Here is a 22,569-nt window from a genome sequence, read left to right on the forward strand (position 1 = left end):
CCGCCAAACTTTACACAACTCGGAGTCCGACAATGGCCACTGCACTTCAGCCACCCGTCCAGACCCTTCCCAGCGGGCTTATTCTGCTTGACGGCCGTCTGGTCGAACCCGTCCGTCCTGATCGCATGATCACGTCGATCGATCCGGCAACCGGCAAGCCGATCATGCAGTTTCACGCCTGCGATGCCGAAGACGTCGATCGTGCCGTGCAATCTGCGCAGCGGTGCTTTGAAAGCGATGCCTGGCAGAACATGCGCCCGCTCGATCGTGGCCGCCTGCTCGAACGGCTTGCCCTTCTGGTCGAACGCGATCGTGAACAGCTTGCCGCGCTGGAATCCTTGGACAGCGGAAAGCTGCTCGCCGTCACCGACGCCATCGACCTGCAATTCACCATCGACGGTCTGCGTTACTTTGGCGGTTGGGCATCGAAGATTACGGGCGAGTATGTGACGCATTCTCCGCTCGTACCGGAGCCTGCCATCTATCGCGCCTTTACCCAGCGCCGTCCGGTGGGTGTCGTAGCCGGGATCACGCCATGGAATTTCCCGATTGGGCAGGCGATTCAGAAGATTGCACCCGCGATTGCCTTTGGCTGCACCGTCGTGCTCAAGCCGTCCGAAGAAACGTCGCTCACCACGCTCCGGTTGGGTGAACTGATCATCGAAGCAGGTTTCCCGGCAGGCGCGGTCAACATCGTGACCGGTTACGGCGCGGAAGCCGGTGCGGCTTTGGTCGACCATCCGCTGGTGCGCAAGATCGCCTTTACCGGATCAACCGGCACCGGCCAGCGGATCATGGAAGCGGCGGCGCGCTCGATGAAGCGGGTGACCCTGGAACTGGGTGGAAAGTCCCCATCGATTGTCTTGCCCGATGCCGATCTTGATCGTGCCATCCCTGGCGTTGCCGGTGCCATCTTCGCCAATTCCGGGCAGATTTGCACTGCGGGATCGCGGCTGCTGGTCCATTCCTCGATCTATGACCGTGTGATGGAAGGCGTCTGCAAGATCGCGTCAGACATAAAGATCGGATCGCCTTTCGATGCGACCACGCAGATGGGGCCGCTCATTTCTGCTCGCCAGCGTGACCGCGTGGCAGGCCTTGTGGCCAAGGGTCTGGAAGAAGGCGCTACGGCCCTTGCCGGCGCGCAGACTCCCGACGGCGAAGGCTGGTACTACCGCCCTACCGTTCTGGGTGGCGTCGAGCGCGACATGACCGTCATGCGCGAGGAGATTTTTGGGCCGGTGGTCTGCGCCATCCGCTATGACGATGTTGCCGACGCAATCCGCATTGCCAACGACACGCCGTTTGGCCTTGCCGCAAGCATCTGGACCCGCGATCTGGATCGCGCGCACATTCTGGCAGACCGCATTGATGCCGGCACTGTCTGGCTCAACACGCACAACGTGCTGGATCTGGCGATGCCGTTTGGTGGCAACAAGCTTTCGGGCGTCGGTCGCGAGTTCGGCAGCGAAGCGTTGCAGGCTTTCACCGAACCTAAGGCGGTTTGCATCCGGCTCGATCTGGGCGCTGCGGATCTTTAACTGGCGAGGCCGGGGTACTGCCCCGGCCCGGCTGCCGTCCGTTAGATTTCCGGGTCAGCCTGCTTTGGAACCGAGCGGACGCGCAGCGTAGCGTTCGGCCAGCATGACGCCGCCGATGACCAGCACCACGCCGGGCAGCATGGCCAATGTAACCCGCTCGCCCAGGAACAATACCGCAAACACGGCAGCGACGACCGGCAGGCCGTTGAAGAAATTGGCGGCGCGCGCTGGGCCGATGCGCACAATCCCGGCCATCCACAGCAGCGGAGCGGCAATCGAGGCCAGGACCGCAGCGTAGAGCACGATCGCGACGTTACCCGCGTTGATGCCCACGCGAGGAGTCAGCGCAAATGGCACGCTAAGCACAGCCGAGGCAAAGGCCGCCTGCAGGAACAGGTTGGTCACTTGCGGCAGGTCATTACGCCACTTACGCACCAGAGTGCTATAGAGCGCGAAACACGCCGTTGCCGCCAGCATGATTGCATCGCCCGGATTCACCCCACGCGCCAACAGCCGCGCCGGGCTGCCGCCGGTAACGACAATCGCAACGCCGAGCAGAGACAGCAGCGCGCCTGCCCAGACCACTGCTGAAAAGCGCTGCCGGAACAATGCCATAGCAAGGCCGAGCGCCATGATCGGCATCAGCGACTGGATAACGCCCATGTTTATCGCGCTGGTATGGCTTGCTGCCAGATACATCAGTGTGGGAAACAGCGCGCTGCCGAGCAGCCCGAGAATGGCCTGCTTGCCCAGATTGCGGCGTACGTCACCCCACTGCGTGCGCAACGGATTGATCGCGAACGGCAGCAACAGCGCCGCTGCAATCAGCCAGCGCCAGAAGGCGATCTCGGCCGCGCCGATTACGCCGGCAGAGGCTTTGGTGACAACGGCATTGCCACCCCACAGCAGAACAGCCGCAATGGGAAAGGCGTTTGCCCAGTACCTGCCCATCAAGCGTAAAAACGTTCAAGCCGATAGGGTGCAGGATCCACCAAAGGCTTGTTGCCCATCACCAGATCCGCCACCAAGTGCCCGGCGGCGGGGCCGGTGCCGAACCCGTGACCGGAAAAGCCCGTCGCCAATGTGAGGTTGGGCAAGCGCTTCACGTCGCCGATCACGGGAAGGGAGTCCGGCGTGACATCGATCATGCCGCCCCATTCCTGTGCGATCCTGGCCTTGGCGAAGACTGGCCAGGCCTCGATCAGGTTGCGCATGGCTTCTTCATTAAGCGCGTGGTTCACCGCAGGCGACATGGTGCGCACTTTCTCGAACGGTGAAGTCCCATCCGCCTTCCAGCGACGTGGCAGGCCCAGATCAGCAAAGAACTCCTTGCCGAACGAGACGCGAAGATTCTTCCATTCGGCCTTGAGAACGGGAAGATAATTCATCCCGATCAGCAGATGGTCGAGCGTCAGCGGCGCAAACAACGCGCCGCGCTGCGTGATGGTGTACCCGCCGTCGAGCCGCTTGCGGAACGAGAAGTTCGATGCGCCAACCGCACAATCGGCGGGGCCTTCGAACGGCGCAGTCCGCAAAACCGCCGCGACGAGCGGCAGCGTCAGCAGTTCGACGCCATGATTGGCGAGGAAGCGGCGCGACCAGACGCCACCGGCCAGCACGACATGCTCGCAGGCGATTTCACCGTGTTCGGTAACGACGCCGGTCACTTTGCCGCCGGTTTTCACCAGCGTGCGCACCGCGCAATTCTCGACAATGATGGCGCCCTTGGCCATGGCGGCGCGTGCAATGGCGCTCGACGCCAGTTGCGGTTCGGCACGCCCATCGGACGGCGTAGTGATTCCGCCGACCCAATCCACCGCGCCACCCGGCACCATGGTCTGGATGTCCCGACGCGACAGCATGCGGGAATCGAGCCCGACGCCCTTTACCGTATTCAGCCAGCCTTCGTACTTGGCCAGTTCTTCTGGCGTGCGCGAGACATAGGTAATGCCGGCCTTGCGGAAACCGCAATCACTGCCGACGCGTTCGGGCATCTCGCTCCACATCCGCTCGGCCTCGATCGCCATCGGCAGATCGGGGATAGAACGCATGACCTTGCGCACCCAGCCAAGATTGCGCGAGGACTGTTCCGCAGCGATCCGGCCCTTTTCCAGCACGACCACCGGCACGCCGCGTTCGGCAAGCGTCAACGCGGTGGACAGGCCAACGATGCCACCGCCGATGACCACAACCGTGGTGCGCGGGGGCATGACCGCCGAGGTCTGGACCGGATCTATCTGGGGCCCCATGGTTACAGCGTGATCTGCAATTCGCGCACGTTGCCCTTCGACGCGCCGCGATAAGCCACGACATCGATTTCAACCTTGTATTCGGCCGATCCCAGCGGAGGGCAGGTCATCGTCAGCGTCGGATTGATCCCGCGCATCCGCTCGCCATAGGCGGTCATCACGTCATTGATATCGTCGGGGAACTGCACGAAAACACGGGCCGAGACGACATCCTCGAGCACGGCATCGACCGATGCGAGTGCGGCAGAGATGTTGTCGAGCACCTGATTGGTCTGCTCGGCAAGATCCGTCGGGATTTCCTTGGTGCGCGGATTGCGGCCCGCCGTATTCGAGACGAAGATGAGGTTATCAACGGCAACGAGGCGCGAATAGCTGCCGTGTTCCTCGAACTTGTTGCCGGTCTTGACCTTGATCACATTAACCATTGATCGTTCCATTCAAAAGGGGTTTGCAGGCGCGCGTCACTTGAGCGCGGGCTCATTCCACAGGTTAAGGCGGGTGCCGATGCCTTCGGCCAGAGCGCGGCGATAGACATGGGTGCCCCATGCCACGTCCTCGACCGCCATTCCGCCGACCGACAGCATGATGATTTCGTCGTCATTGCGCCGCCCCGGCGCATCGCCCGATACGATCCGGCCGAGATCCTCAAGGCTGTCACGCGGGATGCGCCCTTCTGCGGCCAGATCGAACCAGCGCACGCCAACGGCAGGGATGAACCGGTGGACGGGAGCGGGCATTTCCTCTTCGTAGGCTTCATAGATGCCCGTGAAATCCAGCACCTTGCGGATTTCAGGCGCTTCCATGGCTTCGTCGATGTTGCAGGGTGCCGGCATGGACAGGAACGTGCCAGGACGCACCCATTCGCGCCGTACCAGTGGGTAGATCGACGGATCGCCCGTGGCGACCGAAGCGCAGAATGTGGCGATGTCTGAATCGCGCACGGCCTCTTCGTCAGTTTCAACAACGCGTACGGTGGTGATCTGCGGGCACTTGTCTGCCATCCACGCACAGAAGGCTTCCAGATTGGCCTGCCCCCGGCCCTTGATTTTCACGGTATCGATGTTCGGACACGTGGCCATGAAGGCTTCAAGCGAGGTGCGTGCCATCACGCCCGGACCTACGATCCCGACCACGCGCGAATCCTTGCGCGCCAGATGCCTCGCGCCAACCCCGGGCACTGCGCCGGTCCGATAGGCCGAAAGCAGATTGGCCGACATATAGGCCAGAGGTGCGCCGGTATCGGCGTCGTTTAACACGAAGGTCAGGATCGAGCGCGGCAGACCCTTGTCGCGGTTTGCGATGTTCGATCCGTACCATTTCATGCCTGCCGTGCGGAAATTGCCGCCAAGGTAGGCCGGCATCGCCATAAAGCGACGGTCGGTCGTTGGCTTGGGCATGTTGGGAAAGGGCGAATCTTCAGGGAAAATGATGATCGCGCCGTGCTGATTGTTGTTACCGCCGGCCATGCGATAATCGCCGCGATGGAGCAGCGCGAACATTTCTTCCATGGCATCGACGCACGCGGGCATATCGGTCACCCCGGCGCGGATCATGTCGGGTTCGGAAAGATAAATGAAGTTGATCGCCGGGAGGGCTGCGCTGGCTGCTTGCGTGCTGATCATGTCGGCCAGCGGCAACCCTTGTGGCGATGAAAGCTTGACAGTGGCATCCGATCTGGTGACTTCATGACTGGCAGTTCGATCTGACACTCGCGCCTCGCTTTTCGTTTGCAGGAGGGACTTTCCCGCCGATTTCAGCCGGATTGCCTACGTGAGCCGGTTTCGGGCCTGGCCCAAAAAGAGTAAATTGCAGGTCGGGATTGCGGCTTTGCATAATCGGCCATGAAGGGAGCGTGTTGAAATGCCCGATCATGTTGCGCAGCTACCGGGCGAGAGGGCGCCCAAAGGCAATCAGGCGACAATCCGCCTGCTTTTCCTGTCTGCCATGTTCGCGGCGCTCGAAGATGTCGGCCGGCGCATCGACCCGCTGCTGCGGGAGCACGGGATGTACCGTTCGCAGCAGGAAACACCCTACGAGCGCGTACCCCTGCACCGTTATGTCGCGCTGCTGGAAAGCGCAGCAGCAAAGTTCGATCGCCCCAATCTGGGCCTTGCAATGGGATCATCGTTCGGTTTGACCGAGCTTGGGCCGTTTTACGCCCTGCTGCGGGCATCGGGCACATTACGCGGCGCGCTGGACTACCTCGCCCTGTTCCAGTCGCGCCTGCAGAACCACACCCTGTTCGAAAGCACGATCGAGCACGATACTACGACCTACACGTATCGCATTCAGGATACGAAAATCTGGCCTCGAGTGCAGGACGCCGAATTCGCGATTTCCGGCTATGTGAATCTGGCAAAGCAGCTCACTTCCACAAAATGGTGCCCGGTAAGCGTCCATTTTGAGCATTCGATCGTCGGCCGGCACGAGCAGCTCGTTCAGCATTTCCGCTGTCCCGTCCACGGCAATCAGATCGCCAACGGGCTGGTCCTGAACAATTCCGATCTGGACAAGCCATTTGCCAGCGCAATCCCATCGGAAGATCGCAAGCTGCGTACCATCCTTGAATGGCACCTGCTGGATCTGATGGGGCCCGAAGCGACACCGAGCGACAGTTTTGTCGACCTTACTCGCGACATCATCACCCGCTGGCTGGGCCGGACGCATGTCGATTGCGCGTCGGTTGCGGCAGAGCTCAAGTTGTCGGAACGGTCGCTGCGGCGGCGCCTGACCGAGGAAGGCACATCGTTCCGCGAGCTTTTGCAGGAAGCGCGGCAGGAACGGGCCAAGACCATGCTCTCGAAATCGGGCATCTCGCTGGCCGTTGCCGCTGAACAGCTGGGCTATTCGGATACGGCCGCCTTTTCGCGCGCTTTCAAGGAATGGACCGGGGTCTCCCCCGGTCGCTTCCTCAGGCAGGACGATCTGCCCGGGTGACGATCAGAACAGCACGTCGAGCGTGAAGCCGATCCAACGGCCAAGCACGATCACCAGAGTCCACAGGCCGAGCGAGAGAAAGCCCGATATCCGCGCTGCTGCGGGTGGCGGCAGATCGAGATCCCAATCGGCAATGCGGCGATGCGCAGTGGTATGGAAGATGGCCATGTTCAAGCCCGCCGCCGCAATTGCCAGCAGCTTGAGCTGGAATTCCGGGTTGTTGGCATAGGCAGGTGCATTGGATGAGAACAGCAGCGCGCCCGTTATCACAGCAAGGACGAAGGCTACCCAGGTATAGGGAAGCAGTTCGCGGATCAGCTTGTCGGCGCTGCGCCGGTGAGACGCAAAGCCGACCAGCCGGAGATCGACGATCAGGATCGTACCGAACACAAGCGTGATGGCCAGAACATGCAGGGATTCAATCAGCGGAAACGCGTTGACGTTTTCACGGATCGATGCGGAAATCGGCAGGTCATAGATCTGCTGGAGTGTAGTTTCGAGCGACATGGCGGAAAGCTCCCCCTGAAATTGGTCTGATTGGTGGCGCGGCTGATGCCGCTCAGGTGTAGGCGATGAAGCGGCCGCAGAAGATGACCACGACCCAGATCAGCAGCATCAGCCACGCGATCGGCTTGGCCGGAATGGCCGCATGACCTCCGGGTGCGCGCAGCAACGGCCGGCGGAAGACAAGCGTCAGCACAAATGCAACGAGGACCAGCGCCATCTTCGTCCAGAAAATCGTGTTGCCCAAGGTGCGCGCAGGCTCTGCCACTACCAGTAGCGTGCCGGTCAGCAAAAGGACGACAAGCGCGCGCCATATCCATGGCAAGTAGCGCTGCACAACGGTGCCTGCGGGCTCGTCGGTGGCCAGTACCCCCGCCAACCGCAATTCCATTACGAGGGCGGACCCGATAACCACGGCAATGGCAAGAAGGTGCGTGCTTTGCACTGCCGGGATGATCCACGTGATATCCCGGAACATGGTGGATATCGGCGTCTCGTAGAGCCATTCCCCAAAGGATTGCATGTACATGCCTCGTTCTCCCGATGTAATGATATTGCGTTGGCCGATGTGGCGAAATGTCGTGGAACCTCTCACACGCCCTAGTGGTGCGAGCGCTCCGGCCGAACTATGAAACGGTACGATACCGCGACAGCGCCAGCCGAAACGGTCTGTCACAGCCTCATTGCCGCCTAGAATGCTGCCGATAGCGTGAGGCGAAGCGACCGCGGCTCGAGCGGATGGACGTGCAGGTCCTCGGCGCCTTCAGGGCCCTCACCCTGAAGCCGGCTGCGATAGAAGTAATCGGCGGCATTGTCGGAGCTGTTCAGCAGATTGAACATTTCCGCGCGAAACGTGAGGCCATGTCCCAACTTGCGGCCCACGGCGAAATTGAATTGACCGTACCCTGGCGAGCGGACCGAATTGTCATCAACCAGAGGATGCGAGCCCAGCTTGCGCCAGACAAGGCTGCCGGACCAAGGCCCAAGGCCATCGACCAGGATACCGGCGGAACCGATAAAGCCGGGCGCATCCTCGACGAACCGGTTAGCAACCGGCCCGTCCCGGTAACGTGCATGGCTGAAAGCGAGATTGCCGTTGATTTCCAGCCATGAGGCGGGGCGATATTGCGCAGTCAGTTCCACACCTTGCCGTCTGCTTGGGCGTCCTGCCTCGGTCTGCCCGGCGTCGGCGGAATAGGTCAGCTCTGAATCGAACTCAGCCTGAAACACTGTAGCCGTCAAAATGAGCTTCGAGATTGCATTGGTCCGGATGCCGGCTTCGATACTGTCTGACCGGACCAGCAGCGGTGGACGAACGTAGACCGCCTGCCCCTGTTCGTCCTCGATCAATCCCGCACGGGCATCGTTGGAATGGAAGCCGCGCCCAGCCGAAAGATATAGCTCCGTTTTTGCCCATGGCGCGATGATCAAGCTCGCCTTGGGCTGGAAAAGCGATGCACTTTCGGTCCCGGAACCGCCCCTTTGGCGGTCCCGGTCCGTTGCACGAAAATGATCTTCACGCACGCCGATGACGGTCCGCAACCATGGCGTCCAGTTCGCGCGATGTTCGACATAAGCCGCAAGGCTGAGTTCGTTGACGTGGTTGTCGCGCTCCACAGCAAAAGGCACCCGACGCTCGGTTGAGGCCAGATCGACATTGATGGCGTCAGCGCGGACCTGCGTGCCGACAGTGATCGCCTGGCTTGCACCGAATGCCGTGAAAGGCACCCGCACCGAAGCGCTACCGCCGCCTATCCAGCGTGAATCGTTTTGGGCGTGCTGATCGCCACGCAAGGGATTGTCGAGAAAATGGGTGAAGTTGCTCCAGAGCGTCAAATGTTGGCGGATGCCGTATGCCGATACCAGCAGGTCGACGTCGCCCAGCTGTCTTGCCAGACGAAAGGACAGCGAATAGCGCGATGCCTTGCCGCCATCGCTTGGGTCAAGCGTGCCAAAGCGACCTATGAGGCCGGACGCGACCGCGCGCGCAGGTTGGTCTGTCGTTGCATTCCATTTGCCGTCATAGGCCATGGCTGTGATCGACATGCCATCGCTTACGGTGCCATTGGACCAGCGCAACATGGCGTTGAACCGTCTCAGGCGGTCAGGATTGTCCCACGGCCCGTCCAGCCGGAAATGCTCTGCGGCACCCAGCAACGTACTTCCGCCCGGAAGCCCGATCGATCCGCCAGCGAAAGCTCGACGATCGCCGACAGTCCCTGCGCCAAGCGAGACTGTCAGCGGCATTTCATCTAGCAGTCGCAAATGGGCGCTGCCGACAGCCGAGAAATCGCCTTCGGCTGCGAAATAGGCACCTTTGGTATAGTTTATTCCCCCGATCACTTCAGGCAGCAGAAAGTTCACATCGGTGTAGCCCTGACCATGGGCATGTGTCCGCTGGTTCACCGGCATGCCATCGACCCAGGTAGCGAAATCAGTACCGTGATCGAGATTGAAGCCGCGCAGGAGATACTGGTTCGCCTTGCCCTCGCCACTGTGCGAGGTCACGGCAAGGCCGGGAATTGATTCAAGATACTGACCCACGCGATAGGCAGGGCGCTGCTCGACTTCCTGCCGCGTGATAGAACCCTCGCTCGATGTCGCGGCAATGCCGATCACATCGAGCTTCGACGCTGTTACGACGATTTGCCGGACACTGTCCGGTGGTGCGGCGGAATCGCTTTCAGCGTTGGCCACGGCTGGATGAGCCGCGATGCCAAGCAACCCCGCCCCGCAAAGCATACGCCAAGCCGATGCCGACGATTTTGCGCCTTTACCCATTTTTTGTCTCCCCACGGCCATTTTTGGTCGATCCAGCGTGGCTGGTCAGGCTGCGCAGAGGAGACAAGTTACGAACGGTTCGCACCTTTTGTAGCATGGCCGGTGCGGACCGCGCGCGGCTGACCCGCAGATCGCGATCACGAGGTTGTGCCCTTGCATCTTGGTGAGTTGGGTCGGTGTAACGGCGGTGTAACTGCCCGGTTACCGGAAACTTCTACCGTGCCGGGCGTGAATGCGGGCAAGCTCTTTCTGCGGCGCTTTTGGTGTTGCCGCGTCGGGAGAAGCAGAAATGAATCTGAGACTTGCCCCTCTAGGTGCTTTGAGACTGGCAGGGCCTGCCCTCCTTGCGCTGATCACAGCAGGCTGCAATCGCGAACCGCAAGCTCCACCGCTCGACATCAAGGCGCTGATGGCAAATCACGTGCAGCCGACCGCCGAGGTGTATTGGAACGCAGTGCAGTACATTTCCGACGAAACGGGATCCCGCAAGATCGAGCCTCGTACCGATGCCGAATGGACGCGTACGCAGGAAGCGGCGGCCAAGCTTCGTCAGCTTGGCGAACAGATGAAAGACCCCGCAGTGGCTGCCGGCCGGGGCACGGATTGGCAGGATTTTGCACAGGGACTTGCCGACGTCGCAACACAGGCCGAGCAGGCAGCCAAGCAGCGAAGCCCGGACAAGGTGTTCGAGGTTGGCGGCGCGATTTACAACGTGTGTAGCGCTTGCCACGAAGTCTATATGCCGTCGCCGGGCGGCGCTGCCCCTGCTGGCGTTGCGTCGGCTGCGGCAACGACCGGGTCGTGAACGTGGCTCGGCAAACGTTCGGTTCGCGCTGGCCGATTTTTGCCTTTCTTGCAGTTTTCGTGGCGTTGTTGTTCGCCGCCATGCCCTCTCTCGCGCTCGCGCACGATGTCGCGCGCAGTGACCGTGCCTTTGTCCAGACGGTTTCAGGACCGGCGTTCTTTCCCTTTCTCTATCTCGGCGCCAAGCACATGGTTACGGGATACGACCACATCCTGTTTCTGCTCGGCGTGGTCCTGCTGCTTCGGCGGCTGAAGGACGTCGTCCTGTATGTCTCGATGTTCACGATCGGCCATTCCACAACACTATTGCTCGGCGTGCTTGGCGGTATTGGTGCCAATTCCCATGTGGTCGATGCGATTATCGGGCTATCGGTAGTCTACAAGGGCATCGACAACCTCGGCGGGTTCCAGAAGATCGGCCTGCGTCCCGATCAACGCCTCGTCATACTCGTGTTCGGGCTTTTCCACGGACTTGGCCTGGCCACCAAGCTGATTGACCTTGCAATGCCGCGCAACGGCCTGGTGACCAACCTTGTGGCCTTCAACATCGGGGTAGAGGCTGGCCAAATTCTCGTCCTTCTGCCGCTGGTGGCGTTTCTTGGCACCGTGCGCAATGCGCGCTCGTTCGCGTTTTCTGCCCGTGTGGCCAGCGCGCTTCTGGTGGTCTGCGGCCTTGCCATCATGATCCAGCAATCAATGGAGTTCTTCGCATCATGAATAGCCAACCAACGCGCAGTTCCACGCGCCGAAAGCTGCTGTGGGGCACAGGCATCGCCATCGTGGCAGGTGCGGTGACCGTCTTGTTTATCCTGCCTTCAGAACTGGGGATCGATCCGACCGGCTTTGGCGAAAGCAGCGGTCTTTCCAAGATGGCCAACCCCGGGGCAGAGCGCCTGCTGGCACGCGGCAGGGCACGCAAGGGGGTGTTCACGCCGGGCGAAGCCGCGCAGGAACCAGGGATTCAAGATCACTGGGAGTACGAGCTGCATCCTTACGAAGAGATCGAACTCAAGTACGAGATCGAGCAGGGCAAGCCGATGGCGTTTCGCTGGAGCGCAACTGGCCCGCTGAACTATGACATGCACGCCCATCCCTTCGCCGGGGGCGAAGCCGAGACGGAAAGCTACGACATCGCCAAGGCCGATCGCCAGTCAGGCCGCTATGTCGCCGCGTTCACCGGCATACACGGGTGGCATTGGCAGAACCGGGGCATGACGGTGGTGCGGATCACGCTGGACGCCAGCGGCACGATCAAGAGTTCACGCGTTATCAAGGGCGGCATCGAGCAAGAACGGGGCTTCACGCCGCCGGCACATTGAACACAACCCTTGGGCCCAACAGGAAGGCCGCAGCGGACTGGAACCGCTGCGGCCTATTTATGGACCTGCCGCTGCGCTTTACCGCACCGGCAGGTTTATTCTGATCAGAACTTCACTTCGACATTCAAGCCGACAGTGCGTGGCTGCGAATAGTTGAACCAGTTGGTGTTGTAGCTGGTCTGGTTCCAGAAGCCGCCACCGATGATGCCGCGCTTGTTGGTGAGGTTCTGGACAAAGGCGCTGAGCGTCCAATTATCGATGTTGAGCGCGGCGTTGACATCGAACTGGACATAGCCGGGATAGTTGGCCCGGAGCGGAGCGGCGCCCTCGAACGGCACGAATTCCCCGTTGCGCTGGCCGACGTACGTTGCCGCGCCGCCAAGCGAGAAGTCCGCATCCTGCCCGACCGACGTCTTGTAGTCGAACGAGAAGCGACCGGAATGCTTGCTTGAAAACGGCAGCCGATCCCCTTGCAGAGCATAGAAGTTCGCATCGACGAATTCTTCGCGCAGCGTGGCATCGACATAGGAATACCAAGCGCTAAGGGTCAGCCCATCGGCAGGCCGCGCAGACAGCGAAAGTTCCACACCCCGGCTGCGTGCCTTGCCCGCATTGCCATTATAGGTGAACACGTCGAGCACCTGCACGATCTGGATGTCCTTCCAGTCGATGTGGAACAGCGACACATCGTAGGACAGCAGCCCGCCAGCCAGATCACCCTTGGCACCGAGTTCGTAGTTCACGGTCTTGTCGGGTGCGAACTGGCACGGCACGTTGGCCGGCGCCGCCAGAGGCCCACAGACCGCGTTGGTTCCACCCGGACGATATCCCGATGCAACGCGGGCATAGATCATGTGATCGGGTGAAGGCTTGAAGCGCGGTGTGATCTGATAGGTAAACGCGTTACCGCTTGCTTCAGGGCGGTTGATCCCTTCGAGCGGAAGCGCAGGGTAAGGATCGAACTGGAACCACTCGTGGTGGAACATTTCCTGATCGTTGTGGCTGTAGCGCCCGCCGAACTGGACATCGAACTGGTCGGACAGACGAACGGTCAGATTGCCGAAACCCGCATATTCGCGGAACTTGATCGTGTCGCGCCAGACGATGATCGTGCCGAGTTGAGGGCCGGTTCCATCGTTGATCGGGACGCCCAGTATTGCGCCATTGGCCGGATTGGTTGCGTAGTTATCAAGATCGTAGTTGGCGTCTTCGTCGGTGTAGAACCCGCCGACGATCCAGTCGATATTGTCACCGAACGAGCCGGAAAGCCGCGTTTCGTGCGAGAACTTGTCGACGTTATAGCCTTGGCGGAAAACGTCTCCGATCGGGCTGATCCCGGGGAACAGGATCGGAAAGACCGGTGCGAATTCTACCAGCGGCGAAGCGGTGAAATCGAGCGAGTCGAAGTTGCGGGCGCGCGAATAGGACGTGATAGAGGTTACGTCGACGGCGCCCAGTTCTGCACGCACTTCGGCAGTGTACATTTCAGTTTCAGAGCGGCTGCGCCCCGAACCGATCTGATCGGTCTGCTTGTAGAGCGAGCCGGTGGTGATATCGACGTTTGGCGCACCGTAGATGTCACGCACCTGATACAGGCCGCTGAGCTTGACCGAGAATGCTTCCGAAGGCTTCCACAGCGCAGAAACGCGCCCGCCCCAAACCTTGGATGAATTGGCGTCCTTCACCCCGGTGCGAACGTTGTCGATATAGCCCGCCTCCCTGCGGACGAAGGCACTGCCGCGCACGGCGAGCGTTTCGCTGACGGGCACGTTGATCGAGCCGCGCAGGTTGTATCCAGCGCTTCCGCCCTCGTGGACCAGATTGGTGCCGGCAGCGACGGAGCCCGAAAAGTCGCTGGTGTCGGGATCGACGGTGACATACTTGACCAGACCACCCATCGAGCTGGCACCATAAAGCGTGCCCTGCGGCCCGCGCAGTACTTCGACCCGCTGCAGATCGGCAGGATCAAGATCGGGTGCAGAGCCGAACAGACCGCCCTGCCCGGTCGATGCGCCGAACGGTGCGTCATCGATGGTGTAGCCTACGACCGGGTTGCCGCTGACTGGACCTGTGGAAATGCCACGGATCGACAGCTGGGCACGATTGTTCTGAAACTGGAGGTTCACGCCAGGTACGCTGGCGAAGAAATCCTGCGCCTTGGTCTGGTTCTGTGTCAGGAGATCCCCACCGCCAACAGCCGTGACGGGCACGGGCACGTCTTTCAACCGCTCTTCGCGCTTTTGCGCGGTAACGATGATCTCGTTGCCCAATTCGTCAGCTTTCGCCGCCGACTGAGCAGCCGCTGGCGTGGCCGCCAATGCAAGCATCACTGCACTTGAAAAAGGCACGCAGGACGCCGCGAGTGTGCGCTTGATTACTCCACTCATTATATTTCCCCTTTAAATTAATATTTTGGTTGTTGTTTATAGTTCTGTTTGCCATCCGCTTTTGATTGCGCGGTCACTGGTTTTGCGCGCGGCAATCGTCGCCTTCGCCACCAAAGCAGCACGCCGGTGAGCGAGATGCCCACCACCAGAAGGCCGAACGCGGACACCGCAATCTGCCATGCCCGGCCGCCAATCGCAGTCACGTGAAGCGCCACAATCCAGCTTGTGATCGTGTTCCCGGCGCGTTGCCCTGTGGGCAGTTGCAGCCCAAGCAGCCTGCCATCGCGGGCATCTATTGCGATTGTGGCGGCCGTTGCGGGTGAATCCGTCTCGGTGGGGTTTCCCTGCGCATCGAGCAGATCGCGCGACGTGTGCATCAGGAAGAAATAGACGCCCAGGTCCCGGCGATACTCGATCGCTGCTGGCTTGCCGAGCGTGAAGCCTTCACGCTCGGCAGCTTGTCGGAAGTACTCCTGCCCAAGCTCTGCGGCCTTGAACCAATTTACCGGCGGCTCGATTAGCGGCGCGGCCAAGGGCGCACGCGGTGGCAGCTCCTGAAAATGCTCGTATTCTGCGAAGTTCTTGATGAAGCTGCCGTAATAGCCGCCAAGATTAAGCGCGAAACCGGTGATCGCAAAAATCATCAGGAGGGGCCACAACCACAGCCCCGTTGCACGATGCAGATCGAGCACGAAGCGGTTGGAATTATTGCCCTTGCTGACTTTCCAGGAAGTAGCCCACCGCTTATGGAAAGGGCGTGGCTTGTTTCCTGATTTGCCCCGCTTCACCTTGGCCGGAAATGTCAGGTAGAAACCTGACAGGGCGGCAACCGCCCAGACAAGGCCGAGTGAGCCGATCAGCAAGATGCCGATGCCCAACGGAAAAATCAGCGCATAGTGCAGATAATAAAGGAACGACGGGATCCCGTCGGGGCGCAGTGTTGCAGCGCCGATAATCCGCTGGCCAAGACGTTCGCCCGTATAGGGATTGGCGAAGACTTCATCGTAGTCGATCGGCATGGGTTCGCCGCTGCGCTTGTCGATTGCAGGCATGACGCGCGAAAAGAGCGGTTCGTCCGCCTTTTGCGGAAACTGCAGCGAAAAGAGGTGCGAGTGCGGGTCTTCTGCTTCGAGCCGTTCGCGGATTCTGAGCGCATCATCCACTGTCACTGGCTGCGCCCTGGGCGCGACGACGCGCATACGTGGGTTGAGCGCGCGCTCCAGATCGTCATAGAAGGCAATAACGCTGCCGGTGGCAGCAATGATCACGAGGAAAAACGCCAGCAACAGGCCGAGGTAGCGGTGAAGTTTCACCGCAACGTCCCTGATTTGCACCGGCTTCGTCAAGATTTGCCCCCTCAATCGGCAAGACTGCTACAGACGCAAGGCCGCGACCGAAAAGCGGTACAGGTACCGCCGGCTGATCAATCCGACCTAGACCGGAACCACGTCTTCAAACTGTCGTCTTCGGCCCTCAAGCTTACAACCTTGGACCATTGCCTGAGTGTGTCATGACCTCGTCATGACGGTATTGCGGCGGCGGTCCGATAGATTGTATTTTCGGCCACAGCCAAAAAGGGTGGCCGAATTTAAACCGTTTTGTCGCGAGCAAAACTGCCGGTCGCGTTCACTTCAGGTCTGTATTGGCCGCACCGGCAAGTTCGGCCTCGTATTCGGCAATGGCTTCGGCAGCGATGCGGGTAGAATCGATCCCTGCCGGAATTCCGCAATAGACGGCAACCTGTAGAAGCGCCTCGCGGATTTCCTCGGTTGTCAGGCCGTTCCGTAGGGCCGCCTTGACATGCAGGCGCAGCTCGTTCGGCCGATTGAGCGCGCTGATCATGCCCAGGTTTAGCAGGCTGCGCTCGCGCCGCGTGAGGCCCGGACGCGACCAGACGTCACCCCAGCAATAGGTCGTCGAAAGCTCCTGCATGGGACGGGTAAAATCGTCTGCCCGTGCCATTGCATTTTCTACGTAACCCGCACCGAGAACCTCTTTGCGGAGCGTCAGGCCACGTTCGAACTGATCATCGCTCATGCTTCAGGTCCTTTTGCGTGCGGTGCCGCGCGGCTTATCAAAGTCCGCCGACGAGGCAGTACTTCACGTTCATATAGTCCGCCAGACCGTGGCTCGATCCTTCGCGGCCGAAGCCCGATTCCTTGATACCGCCAAACGGTGCAACTTCGGTGGAGATCAGGCCGTCGTTTACGCCGACCATGCCATATTCCAAACCTTCCATCATCCGCCACTGGCGTGCAGCATCGGCCGTGAAGACATAGGCAGCAAGGCCGTAAGGCGTGTCGTTGGCGATGCGCAGAGCCTCGCTTTCGTCCTTAAAGCGCAGAACCGGGGCGACCGGTCCGAAGATTTCCTCTCCGGCAATCGCCATCGCCTCGGTCACTTCGGCCAGAACCACGGGTGGATGGAATGCCCCGCCTGCAGGGGCGGCGACATTTTCGCCTGCACGCATCGCGCCCTGAGCCAATGCCTGGGTAACGAGACCTGCCACGCGTTCAACCGCGCGGTCGTCGATAAGCGGTCCCATGCCGCTCGGGTTTGCGACCCCGTCTTCAACCCGCACCTGGGCTACTGCCGCAACCAGCTTCTCGACAAAGGCTTCGTATACACCTGCCTGCACAAGGAACCGGTTGGCACAGACACATGTCTGGCCGGCATTTCGGAAGCGCGACGCCATGGCCCCTGCGATTGCGCGATCCAGATCGGCATCGTCGAACACGATGAAAGGTGCGTTCCCGCCAAGTTCAAGGCTCAGGCGCTTAACCTGCCCGGCAGCCTTGGCCATGATCACCTTGCCCACCTCGGTCGAACCCGTGAAGCTGATCTTGCGCACCAGTGGATGCGTACAGAACAGCTCCCCGATCGCCGATGACTTGCGCGCCGGAGCCACGCGGAACAGATCTTCTGGAACGCCTGCGCGATGTGCCAACGTTTCAAGCGCCAGTGCCGAAAGCGGCGTTGCTTCGGCCGGCTTGACGATGATCGAGCATCCTGCCGCAAGTGCTGGAGCCACCTTGCGGGTGATCATTGCCAGCGGAAAATTCCACGGCGTGATCGCCGCGCAGGTTCCCACCGGCTGTCGCAGCGTGAGCACCCGCTTGTCCGTGGCATAGCTCGGAATGACCTCGCCGTAGGCGCGCCGCGCCTCTTCCGAGAACCACTCGATGAAAGATGCGCCGTACTTCACTTCGCCCCTGGCTTCATCGAGCGGTTTGCCGCTTTCGAGCGTCATCAGCAGTGCCAGGTCTTCGGCGTGAGCCACCATCAGGTCGTACCACGCGCGCAGCACATCGCTACGCTGCTTGGCAGTGCGCGCGCCCCATTCGCGGCGCGCGACGTCGGCAGCCTCGATCATGGCCGCCGTCTCGTCCACGTCATAGCGGCGCGCCGATGCCACAAGCACGCCATTGGCCGGATTGAGGACCCGGATGCCGTCATCGGAATCAAGGGTGTGCGGACGCAGGAGTCCGAGGGCAGAATCTGCCGTCATGGTATCGCCTTGTTTTGAAAGTGAGCGGTTCAGAGCATCCGCGGCAGGACGTCGGTTTCGCCGCCTTTGTCGAGAATGCGGTGCTTAATCGCCCCTGCTGCGTGGAGTATAACCAGAGCCAGAAGCGCATAGGCGCTGTACTTGTGCATCGCATCGAAGATCGCGAAGGCGTCATCGTTCTTCGGCAGAAGTTCGGGCAATTCGCCAAAGAAGAAGAACGGCACGCCGTCGCTCTGGGTAAAGCTCGACGACATGGAATAGCCGAGAAGCGGGACCAGGACGGTCAGCAGCATGATCAACCGGTGCACGACATGCGAGAGCATCTTTTCCCAAGGCTTCAACGCTTCGGGTTCATGCGGCAGACGCGCACGGTTGCTCCACCGGATCGCCAGATGGACAATCGCCAGCAACCAGACGAGCACCCCGAACTGCTTGTGGTTGGGATAGAACAAGTCGAACGTTGCCATTGGCGTATCCTCGGGCAGGCTGGTCATGTACCAGCCAGACCAGATCAGGCCCAGAACGATCACTGCGCGCACCCAGTGCAGGATGCGCATCGAACGTGGATACTTGGTGGTTGGTACCGTAGTGCCTGCCATGATCGTTCTCCCCTTTACCCTGACTTTACAGGTAAATGCCCCGTGAATATCCACCATCGACGGTCAGCGACTGACCCGTGATCGCCGCATCCTGCCCCGTCGCGATGAAAGCCACCATACGACCGATCTTGTCGACGCCGAGTATCGCGCCGGTGGGAATATCGGCAGTAAATTCGGCCTCGATCACAGCTGGCTCGACCCCGCGATCGTGCGCCATTTCGGCAAACAGCTCTTCAAGGTGCGGCGTGCGCACGATGCCGGGGTGCACCGCGTTGACGCTGATTCCGAACGGACCAAGCTGGTCAGACAAAACCTTGGTGAGATGGGCAACCGCCACGTTGCGAAGGCCGCTCAGCGTATCGCTCGAACGGCCGGTGAGCCCGCCGATGTTGATCACGTGGCCCAAGCCTTGGGCCTTCATGGCCGGGACCACGGCCTGCGTATAGCGCAGATAGCCGCCCACTTTTGTATCGACGTCTGCGATCAGCAGGCTGACATCGACGTCCTCGATCGCACCACCAATGGGATTGGAGCTTGCCGCTGCGTTGACCAGCACGTCGATCCGGCCAAAGCGCTCAAGCACGGTTTCGACCATGCTCGATATGCTGCCCGGAGAGGTCGCGTCGGAAGTCAGTGCGACTACGGTGCCTTCGCCCGCCATCGCCAACGCTGCGGCTTCAAGTCGCGCCTTGTCCCGCGCCGTGATGACAACCGCAAAGCCCGCAGCGGCCAGTGCGCGCACGATGCCCGGCGCAATGCCACCGCTGCCGCCCGTTACGATTGCGACCGGTGCTGTGTTCACGGTAGTTCCGCCTGGATCAGCATTGGTCCGTCATGGGAAAGGCCTTCCTGCAGCGCATCGGCCAGTTCTCCGGCGGTCGTCACACGCACAGCCTTCACGCCGTATCCCGCGGCAAGAGCCGTCCAGTCGATGCGCGGATTGTCGAGCAGGGTCAAACCAGCGATCACCGCATCGTCGAGCGGTGCTTCGGCGCGGACCAGTTCGGTCTGAAGGATGGCGTAGCGATGATTGGCTGCCATGATCACGGTAACCGGCAACTTCTCGCGCGCCATCGTCCAGAGCGACTGAACGGTGTACTGCGCACTACCATCGGACTGGAGCGAAATGACACGCGCTGCGGGTTCTGCCAGTGCCGCGCCGACCGCACAGGGCAGCCCCTGCCCGATGGCACCGCCGGTGTTGGTCATGACCCGGTGGCGGCGTGCGCGATGGGCATTGCGCAGCCATGGGCCGCCGAGCGTCGAACCTTCCAGCGAAATGATCGCATCTTCGGGCAACTGGGCCACGAGCTCTTCGACCACCAAAGCCGGGGTGAGCGCGCAAGCACGATCGGTGCTGCTTGGCACCGGCGGGGTAGCTGGCTGGACAGGCAACGCAGGGGCACCCAACGCTTCGTTCAGCGCTTCAAGCGCGGCGACAGCATCATGCTCAGGCGCTGCGAGGCGTACGAGTTGCGCCTCGGCAACCAGCTGGCTGGGATAGCCTTCATAGCCGAAATAGCTGATCGGCATGCGCGATCCGACCAGCACGACGGTTGCGCTGCCCATTTGTGCGATGACATCGTCCGGGAAATAAGCCTGCCGCTCTACAGCGGGCAAATCACCGCCAAGCGTGACGATTGCCGGATAAGGCTCCATCAAGAGCCGTCCGCCCAGATGCGCGGCCAATGCGGCGCCGGCGCGCACGCCAGCTTCGCACAAGGCACTGCCACCCAGCAGAACGATCACGTCCTTGGCGTCAGCAAGTGCTGCCTGCGCCTGCCCGATTGCATCGTCGGACACGGCCTTTCCAACCCACGCCCGGGCGACAAGCGTTGCAGCGTTGCCTTGTGCAGGAGCATCGATCACGTCGGTCGGAATGATCAGCGTTGCGGCTCCGCCTTCTGCGAGGCAAGTGGCGGCAAAGGCGGCATCGACATCCTGTGTGATCCCAGCGGTCGAGGCCATGCGGATCACCTGACGCGATACGGGCGATGCCAGAGATTCGATATCCGATGTCAGCGGCGCATCGTATGCCAGATGCCACGTTGCATGATCGCCGATCAGATTGATGATCCGCGATCCGGCACGGCGGGCGTTGTGCAGGTTGGCGATGCCGTTGGCAAAGCCCGGACCAAGGTGCAGCAGCGTCATCGGCACGTCGCCCGAGACACGGGCATAACCATCGGCTGCACCCGTGCAGACGCCTTCGAACAGGCTGAGCACGGTGCGAATCCGGCCATTGCGAGCGAGCGCGCTGACCATGGTCATTTCCGTAGTGCCCGGATTGGCGAAGCAGATCTTCGACCCGCCCTGCCAGAGGGCATCGAACATCACATCCGCACCGGCGCGACCCTTGGCCACGGTCTGCTCGCTCATGCTTGTTGTTCCTGTCTTGTGCCCGCGCTGACCCCGGCCACAAAGCCTTCTACCAGACGGAGGAATTCCTGTGGCGCATCGTCATGCACATAATGCGATGCGCCATCGACCGTGGCGTGCCGCAGCATCGTATTCTGCGCTTCGAGCTTGTGCACCGCTTCAAGATTGCAGAAGTCCGAGCGGCTGCCTCTGATGATATACGTTGGCACCGCAATCGACGCGATCACCGGCCACAGATCGATCACCCGCGCCGGATCGGGCGAAACGCGCGTTTGCGCTATGCCTTGCGCGTCATAGCGCCAGATCACCGCACCATCGTCGGTGGCGCGCATGCTTTCCCACAACCGTTCTTCGATGGCGGCGTCGCTGACATTGGGGCGAAGCTTGCGCCAATAGGCGCGCGCGTCGGCCCACCCGGAAAAGCGCGTGGGCAAGGCCTTCATTTCGGCCACGATCCGTTCGAATCCTGCGCCCGATACCGACGATCCGGCCGTTATGTCCTCAACGATCAGCGCGTGAAGCCTGCCGGGATTGTTCGCAGCATAGACATAGGACGTCGTGCCGCCCATCGAATGGCCAATGAGGATAAATCGGTCCAGCGCGCAATCTGCAACGACCGCTTCCAGATCAGACACATAGGCATCGGTATAGTAGTTCTGGCCCGGGTCCCATGCGCTTTCGCCGCGTCCGCGCGCGTCGAATGCGATCATGTGGAAGCGGTCGGCCAATGCCCGCGCCAGGTTCCGCCAAGTGCCGGAATAGCCACGCAACCCGTGAAGCAGGACGATTGCCGGATTGCCCGGATCGCCCCACTCCCGCACATGGATATTCACATCGCCATTGGCGACAGTCCTTGTCCGCTCTCCGTCAAGCAGGTTGACGGGGAGCGGTGCAGTGCCAGAGACCTGTGACGCGGACATCGTTTCAGCCACTCAGGTCAGGCCATTGCCTTCGGCGTCTTCGGCGCGCAGCCCGCCGAGACGTGCGTTGAGGCGGCCGCGCGTGGCAAAGGCCCAGCACACGATCACTTCGTCACGGTTCGGGCCATCGTCGAACGACACGCTCATCGTGTCATAGTGCGAACGCACATAGAGCGCGTCCTTGTGGCCGAGCGGGATATCGAGGATCGTGCCGGGCACGCCGCGCTTGCCGGTTGACGGCACCCATGACGCACCGCCACCCACGGCTTCACGGATCGGATTGGCCGCCGGATTGGTGAGCAACGCGTTGCCGTGCTCATACTCGCCATCCAAGCCGACGAGGATCGCCTTGCCGTAGCTTTCGATCTTGGTGCCACCCGAAAGCGCATTCAGGCGGCGACCGAATTCCACGCCCAGTACCGGAGAAGCCTCGATCCAGCCCGAAAGGTCTTCAACGAACTGACCGGCGTAGGGATTTTTGATGCAGGCACCGATCATGTACTTGAAAACCGGCTCGCCGTCGGCGGCAGCACCGGTTTCACCAGCCCAGATTTCTTGAACCTGTGCGTACCAACGGCGAACGTGGAAAGCGCCAAAATTGGCGGCATAAGTCGTCATGATAACTCCCCAAGTAATTCTAT

At 61.0% G+C, this 22,569-nt stretch carries 21 protein-coding genes; 5 read left to right on the plus strand and 16 right to left on the minus strand.

What is annotated here, in order from left to right:
- The first annotated feature begins 32 nt into the window (after positions 1–32).
- On the plus strand, positions 33–1,541 hold the full coding sequence (locus GGQ88_RS03050) for an aldehyde dehydrogenase family protein (RefSeq protein WP_183611617.1): 1,509 nt from the start codon (positions 33–35) through the stop codon (positions 1,539–1,541).
- Positions 1,542–1,595: 54 nt separating this feature from the next.
- On the opposite strand, the gene GGQ88_RS03055 is transcribed toward GGQ88_RS03050, so the two are convergent.
- The 4 genes from GGQ88_RS03055 to GGQ88_RS03070 are packed head-to-tail and all read right to left on the minus strand — an operon-like array spanning position 1,596 to position 5,412.
- Positions 1,596–2,492, minus strand: a complete 897-nt coding sequence (locus GGQ88_RS03055) for a DMT family transporter (protein ID WP_183611618.1) — start codon at positions 2,490–2,492, stop codon at positions 1,596–1,598.
- Complete coding sequence (locus GGQ88_RS03060; protein ID WP_183611620.1) at positions 2,492–3,790, minus strand: NAD(P)/FAD-dependent oxidoreductase; 1,299 nt, start codon at positions 3,788–3,790, stop codon at positions 2,492–2,494. Before GGQ88_RS03060 ends, GGQ88_RS03055 begins: the two co-directional genes overlap by 1 nt.
- A 2-nt stretch (positions 3,791–3,792) precedes the next feature.
- On the minus strand, positions 3,793–4,215 hold the full coding sequence (locus GGQ88_RS03065; protein ID WP_183611622.1) for a Rid family hydrolase: 423 nt from the start codon (positions 4,213–4,215) through the stop codon (positions 3,793–3,795).
- Positions 4,216–4,251: 36 nt separating this feature from the next.
- Complete coding sequence (locus GGQ88_RS03070; RefSeq protein WP_183611624.1) at positions 4,252–5,412, minus strand: ornithine cyclodeaminase family protein; 1,161 nt, start codon at positions 5,410–5,412, stop codon at positions 4,252–4,254.
- A gap of 238 nt (positions 5,413–5,650) precedes the next feature.
- On the opposite strand from GGQ88_RS03070, the gene GGQ88_RS03075 reads away from it, so the two are divergent.
- Positions 5,651–6,727: an AraC family transcriptional regulator gene (locus GGQ88_RS03075; RefSeq protein ID WP_183611626.1), complete on the plus strand. Its 1,077-nt coding sequence runs from the start codon at positions 5,651–5,653 to the stop codon at positions 6,725–6,727.
- A gap of 3 nt (positions 6,728–6,730) precedes the next feature.
- Here GGQ88_RS03075 and GGQ88_RS03080 read toward each other — a convergent pair whose 3' ends face one another.
- The 3 genes from GGQ88_RS03080 to GGQ88_RS03090 all read right to left on the minus strand — a co-directional run bounded on the left by GGQ88_RS03080 (position 6,731) and on the right by GGQ88_RS03090 (position 10,012).
- Positions 6,731–7,234: a hypothetical protein gene (locus GGQ88_RS03080; protein WP_183611627.1), complete on the minus strand. Its 504-nt coding sequence runs from the start codon at positions 7,232–7,234 to the stop codon at positions 6,731–6,733.
- Between the two features lie 52 nt (positions 7,235–7,286).
- Positions 7,287–7,760, minus strand: a complete 474-nt coding sequence (locus GGQ88_RS03085) for a DUF6644 family protein (protein WP_183611629.1) — start codon at positions 7,758–7,760, stop codon at positions 7,287–7,289.
- Between the two features lie 161 nt (positions 7,761–7,921).
- Positions 7,922–10,012: a TonB-dependent receptor gene (locus GGQ88_RS03090; protein WP_221214469.1), complete on the minus strand. Its 2,091-nt coding sequence runs from the start codon at positions 10,010–10,012 to the stop codon at positions 7,922–7,924.
- 289 nt (positions 10,013–10,301) lie between these two features.
- Here GGQ88_RS03090 and GGQ88_RS03095 point away from each other — a divergent pair, with 289 nt between their 5' ends.
- From GGQ88_RS03095 to GGQ88_RS03105, 3 genes are read left to right on the plus strand one after another with little or no spacing between them, the layout of a single operon-like run.
- The gene (locus tag GGQ88_RS03095) at positions 10,302–10,817 is read left to right on the plus strand and encodes a hypothetical protein (protein WP_183611631.1); all 516 of its coding nucleotides are present in this window, start codon (positions 10,302–10,304) and stop codon (positions 10,815–10,817) included.
- Between the two features lie 59 nt (positions 10,818–10,876).
- Positions 10,877–11,533, plus strand: coding sequence for a HupE/UreJ family protein (locus GGQ88_RS03100; protein WP_343057064.1), 657 nt, complete (start codon positions 10,877–10,879; stop codon positions 11,531–11,533).
- Positions 11,530–12,135 carry a hypothetical protein gene (locus GGQ88_RS03105; protein WP_221214470.1) on the plus strand — a complete coding sequence of 202 codons (606 nt, stop codon included), beginning with the start codon at positions 11,530–11,532 and terminating at the stop codon, positions 12,133–12,135. Before GGQ88_RS03100 ends, GGQ88_RS03105 begins: the two co-directional genes overlap by 4 nt.
- 104 nt (positions 12,136–12,239) lie before the next feature.
- Here GGQ88_RS03105 and GGQ88_RS03110 read toward each other — a convergent pair whose 3' ends face one another.
- From GGQ88_RS03110 to GGQ88_RS03150, 9 genes are all read right to left on the minus strand, one after another.
- Positions 12,240–14,522, minus strand: coding sequence for a TonB-dependent receptor (locus GGQ88_RS03110; RefSeq protein ID WP_183611632.1), 2,283 nt, complete (start codon positions 14,520–14,522; stop codon positions 12,240–12,242).
- 17 nt (positions 14,523–14,539) lie between these two features.
- Positions 14,540–15,868: a PepSY-associated TM helix domain-containing protein gene (locus GGQ88_RS03115; protein ID WP_183611634.1), complete on the minus strand. Its 1,329-nt coding sequence runs from the start codon at positions 15,866–15,868 to the stop codon at positions 14,540–14,542.
- Positions 15,869–16,148: 280 nt separating this feature from the next.
- Entirely contained in the window at positions 16,149–16,559 is a 411-nt protein-coding gene (locus GGQ88_RS03120; RefSeq protein WP_183611636.1) for a carboxymuconolactone decarboxylase family protein, read from the minus strand.
- Positions 16,560–16,596: 37 nt separating this feature from the next.
- On the minus strand, positions 16,597–18,030 hold the full coding sequence (locus GGQ88_RS03125) for an NAD-dependent succinate-semialdehyde dehydrogenase (RefSeq protein ID WP_183611637.1): 1,434 nt from the start codon (positions 18,028–18,030) through the stop codon (positions 16,597–16,599).
- Positions 18,031–18,059: 29 nt separating this feature from the next.
- Positions 18,060–18,629, minus strand: a complete 570-nt coding sequence (locus tag GGQ88_RS03130; RefSeq protein ID WP_221214471.1) for a cytochrome b — start codon at positions 18,627–18,629, stop codon at positions 18,060–18,062.
- 25 nt (positions 18,630–18,654) lie between these two features.
- The gene (locus GGQ88_RS03135; RefSeq protein WP_183611638.1) at positions 18,655–19,431 is read right to left on the minus strand and encodes an SDR family oxidoreductase; all 777 of its coding nucleotides are present in this window, start codon (positions 19,429–19,431) and stop codon (positions 18,655–18,657) included.
- Positions 19,428–21,008 (minus strand): acetolactate synthase large subunit, encoded by a 1,581-nt coding sequence (locus GGQ88_RS03140; protein WP_183611639.1) that lies wholly within the window; start codon positions 21,006–21,008, stop codon positions 19,428–19,430. The genes GGQ88_RS03135 and GGQ88_RS03140 overlap by 4 nt, the downstream gene beginning before the upstream one ends.
- Positions 21,005–21,928, minus strand: a complete 924-nt coding sequence (locus GGQ88_RS03145; protein ID WP_183611640.1) for an alpha/beta fold hydrolase — start codon at positions 21,926–21,928, stop codon at positions 21,005–21,007. Before GGQ88_RS03145 ends, GGQ88_RS03140 begins: the two co-directional genes overlap by 4 nt.
- A gap of 12 nt (positions 21,929–21,940) precedes the next feature.
- Positions 21,941–22,546 (minus strand): amino acid synthesis family protein, encoded by a 606-nt coding sequence (locus tag GGQ88_RS03150; protein WP_183611641.1) that lies wholly within the window; start codon positions 22,544–22,546, stop codon positions 21,941–21,943.
- Positions 22,547–22,569 lie beyond the last annotated feature (23 nt).

Source organism: Novosphingobium hassiacum (assembly GCF_014196055.1).
In the GTDB taxonomy this organism is placed as follows: domain Bacteria; phylum Pseudomonadota; class Alphaproteobacteria; order Sphingomonadales; family Sphingomonadaceae; genus Novosphingobium; species Novosphingobium hassiacum.

Excerpts from the sequence above, each read along its gene's own strand:
- GGQ88_RS03090 (WP_221214469.1), bottom strand. The coding sequence starts at position 10,012 with ATGGGTAAAGGCGCAAAATCGTCGGCATCGGCTTGGCGTATGCTTTGC.
- GGQ88_RS03060 (WP_183611620.1), bottom strand. The coding sequence starts at position 3,790 with ATGGGGCCCCAGATAGATCCGGTCCAGACCTCGGCGGTCATGCCCCCG.
- GGQ88_RS03065 (WP_183611622.1), bottom strand. The coding sequence starts at position 4,215 with ATGGTTAATGTGATCAAGGTCAAGACCGGCAACAAGTTCGAGGAACAC.
- GGQ88_RS03130 (WP_221214471.1), bottom strand. The coding sequence starts at position 18,629 with ATGGCAGGCACTACGGTACCAACCACCAAGTATCCACGTTCGATGCGC.
- GGQ88_RS03145 (WP_183611640.1), bottom strand. The coding sequence starts at position 21,928 with ATGTCCGCGTCACAGGTCTCTGGCACTGCACCGCTCCCCGTCAACCTG.
- GGQ88_RS03070 (WP_183611624.1), bottom strand. The coding sequence starts at position 5,412 with ATGATCAGCACGCAAGCAGCCAGCGCAGCCCTCCCGGCGATCAACTTC.
- GGQ88_RS03095 (WP_183611631.1), top strand. The coding sequence starts at position 10,302 with ATGAATCTGAGACTTGCCCCTCTAGGTGCTTTGAGACTGGCAGGGCCT.
- GGQ88_RS03080 (WP_183611627.1), bottom strand. The coding sequence starts at position 7,234 with ATGTCGCTCGAAACTACACTCCAGCAGATCTATGACCTGCCGATTTCC.
- GGQ88_RS03150 (WP_183611641.1), bottom strand. The coding sequence starts at position 22,546 with ATGACGACTTATGCCGCCAATTTTGGCGCTTTCCACGTTCGCCGTTGG.
- GGQ88_RS03120 (WP_183611636.1), bottom strand. The coding sequence starts at position 16,559 with ATGAGCGATGATCAGTTCGAACGTGGCCTGACGCTCCGCAAAGAGGTT.
- GGQ88_RS03140 (WP_183611639.1), bottom strand. The coding sequence starts at position 21,008 with ATGAGCGAGCAGACCGTGGCCAAGGGTCGCGCCGGTGCGGATGTGATG.
- GGQ88_RS03085 (WP_183611629.1), bottom strand. The coding sequence starts at position 7,760 with ATGTACATGCAATCCTTTGGGGAATGGCTCTACGAGACGCCGATATCC.
- GGQ88_RS03055 (WP_183611618.1), bottom strand. The coding sequence starts at position 2,492 with ATGGGCAGGTACTGGGCAAACGCCTTTCCCATTGCGGCTGTTCTGCTG.
- GGQ88_RS03050 (WP_183611617.1), top strand. The coding sequence starts at position 33 with ATGGCCACTGCACTTCAGCCACCCGTCCAGACCCTTCCCAGCGGGCTT.
- GGQ88_RS03110 (WP_183611632.1), bottom strand. The coding sequence starts at position 14,522 with ATGAGTGGAGTAATCAAGCGCACACTCGCGGCGTCCTGCGTGCCTTTT.
- GGQ88_RS03075 (WP_183611626.1), top strand. The coding sequence starts at position 5,651 with ATGCCCGATCATGTTGCGCAGCTACCGGGCGAGAGGGCGCCCAAAGGC.
- GGQ88_RS03125 (WP_183611637.1), bottom strand. The coding sequence starts at position 18,030 with ATGACGGCAGATTCTGCCCTCGGACTCCTGCGTCCGCACACCCTTGAT.
- GGQ88_RS03105 (WP_221214470.1), top strand. The coding sequence starts at position 11,530 with ATGAATAGCCAACCAACGCGCAGTTCCACGCGCCGAAAGCTGCTGTGG.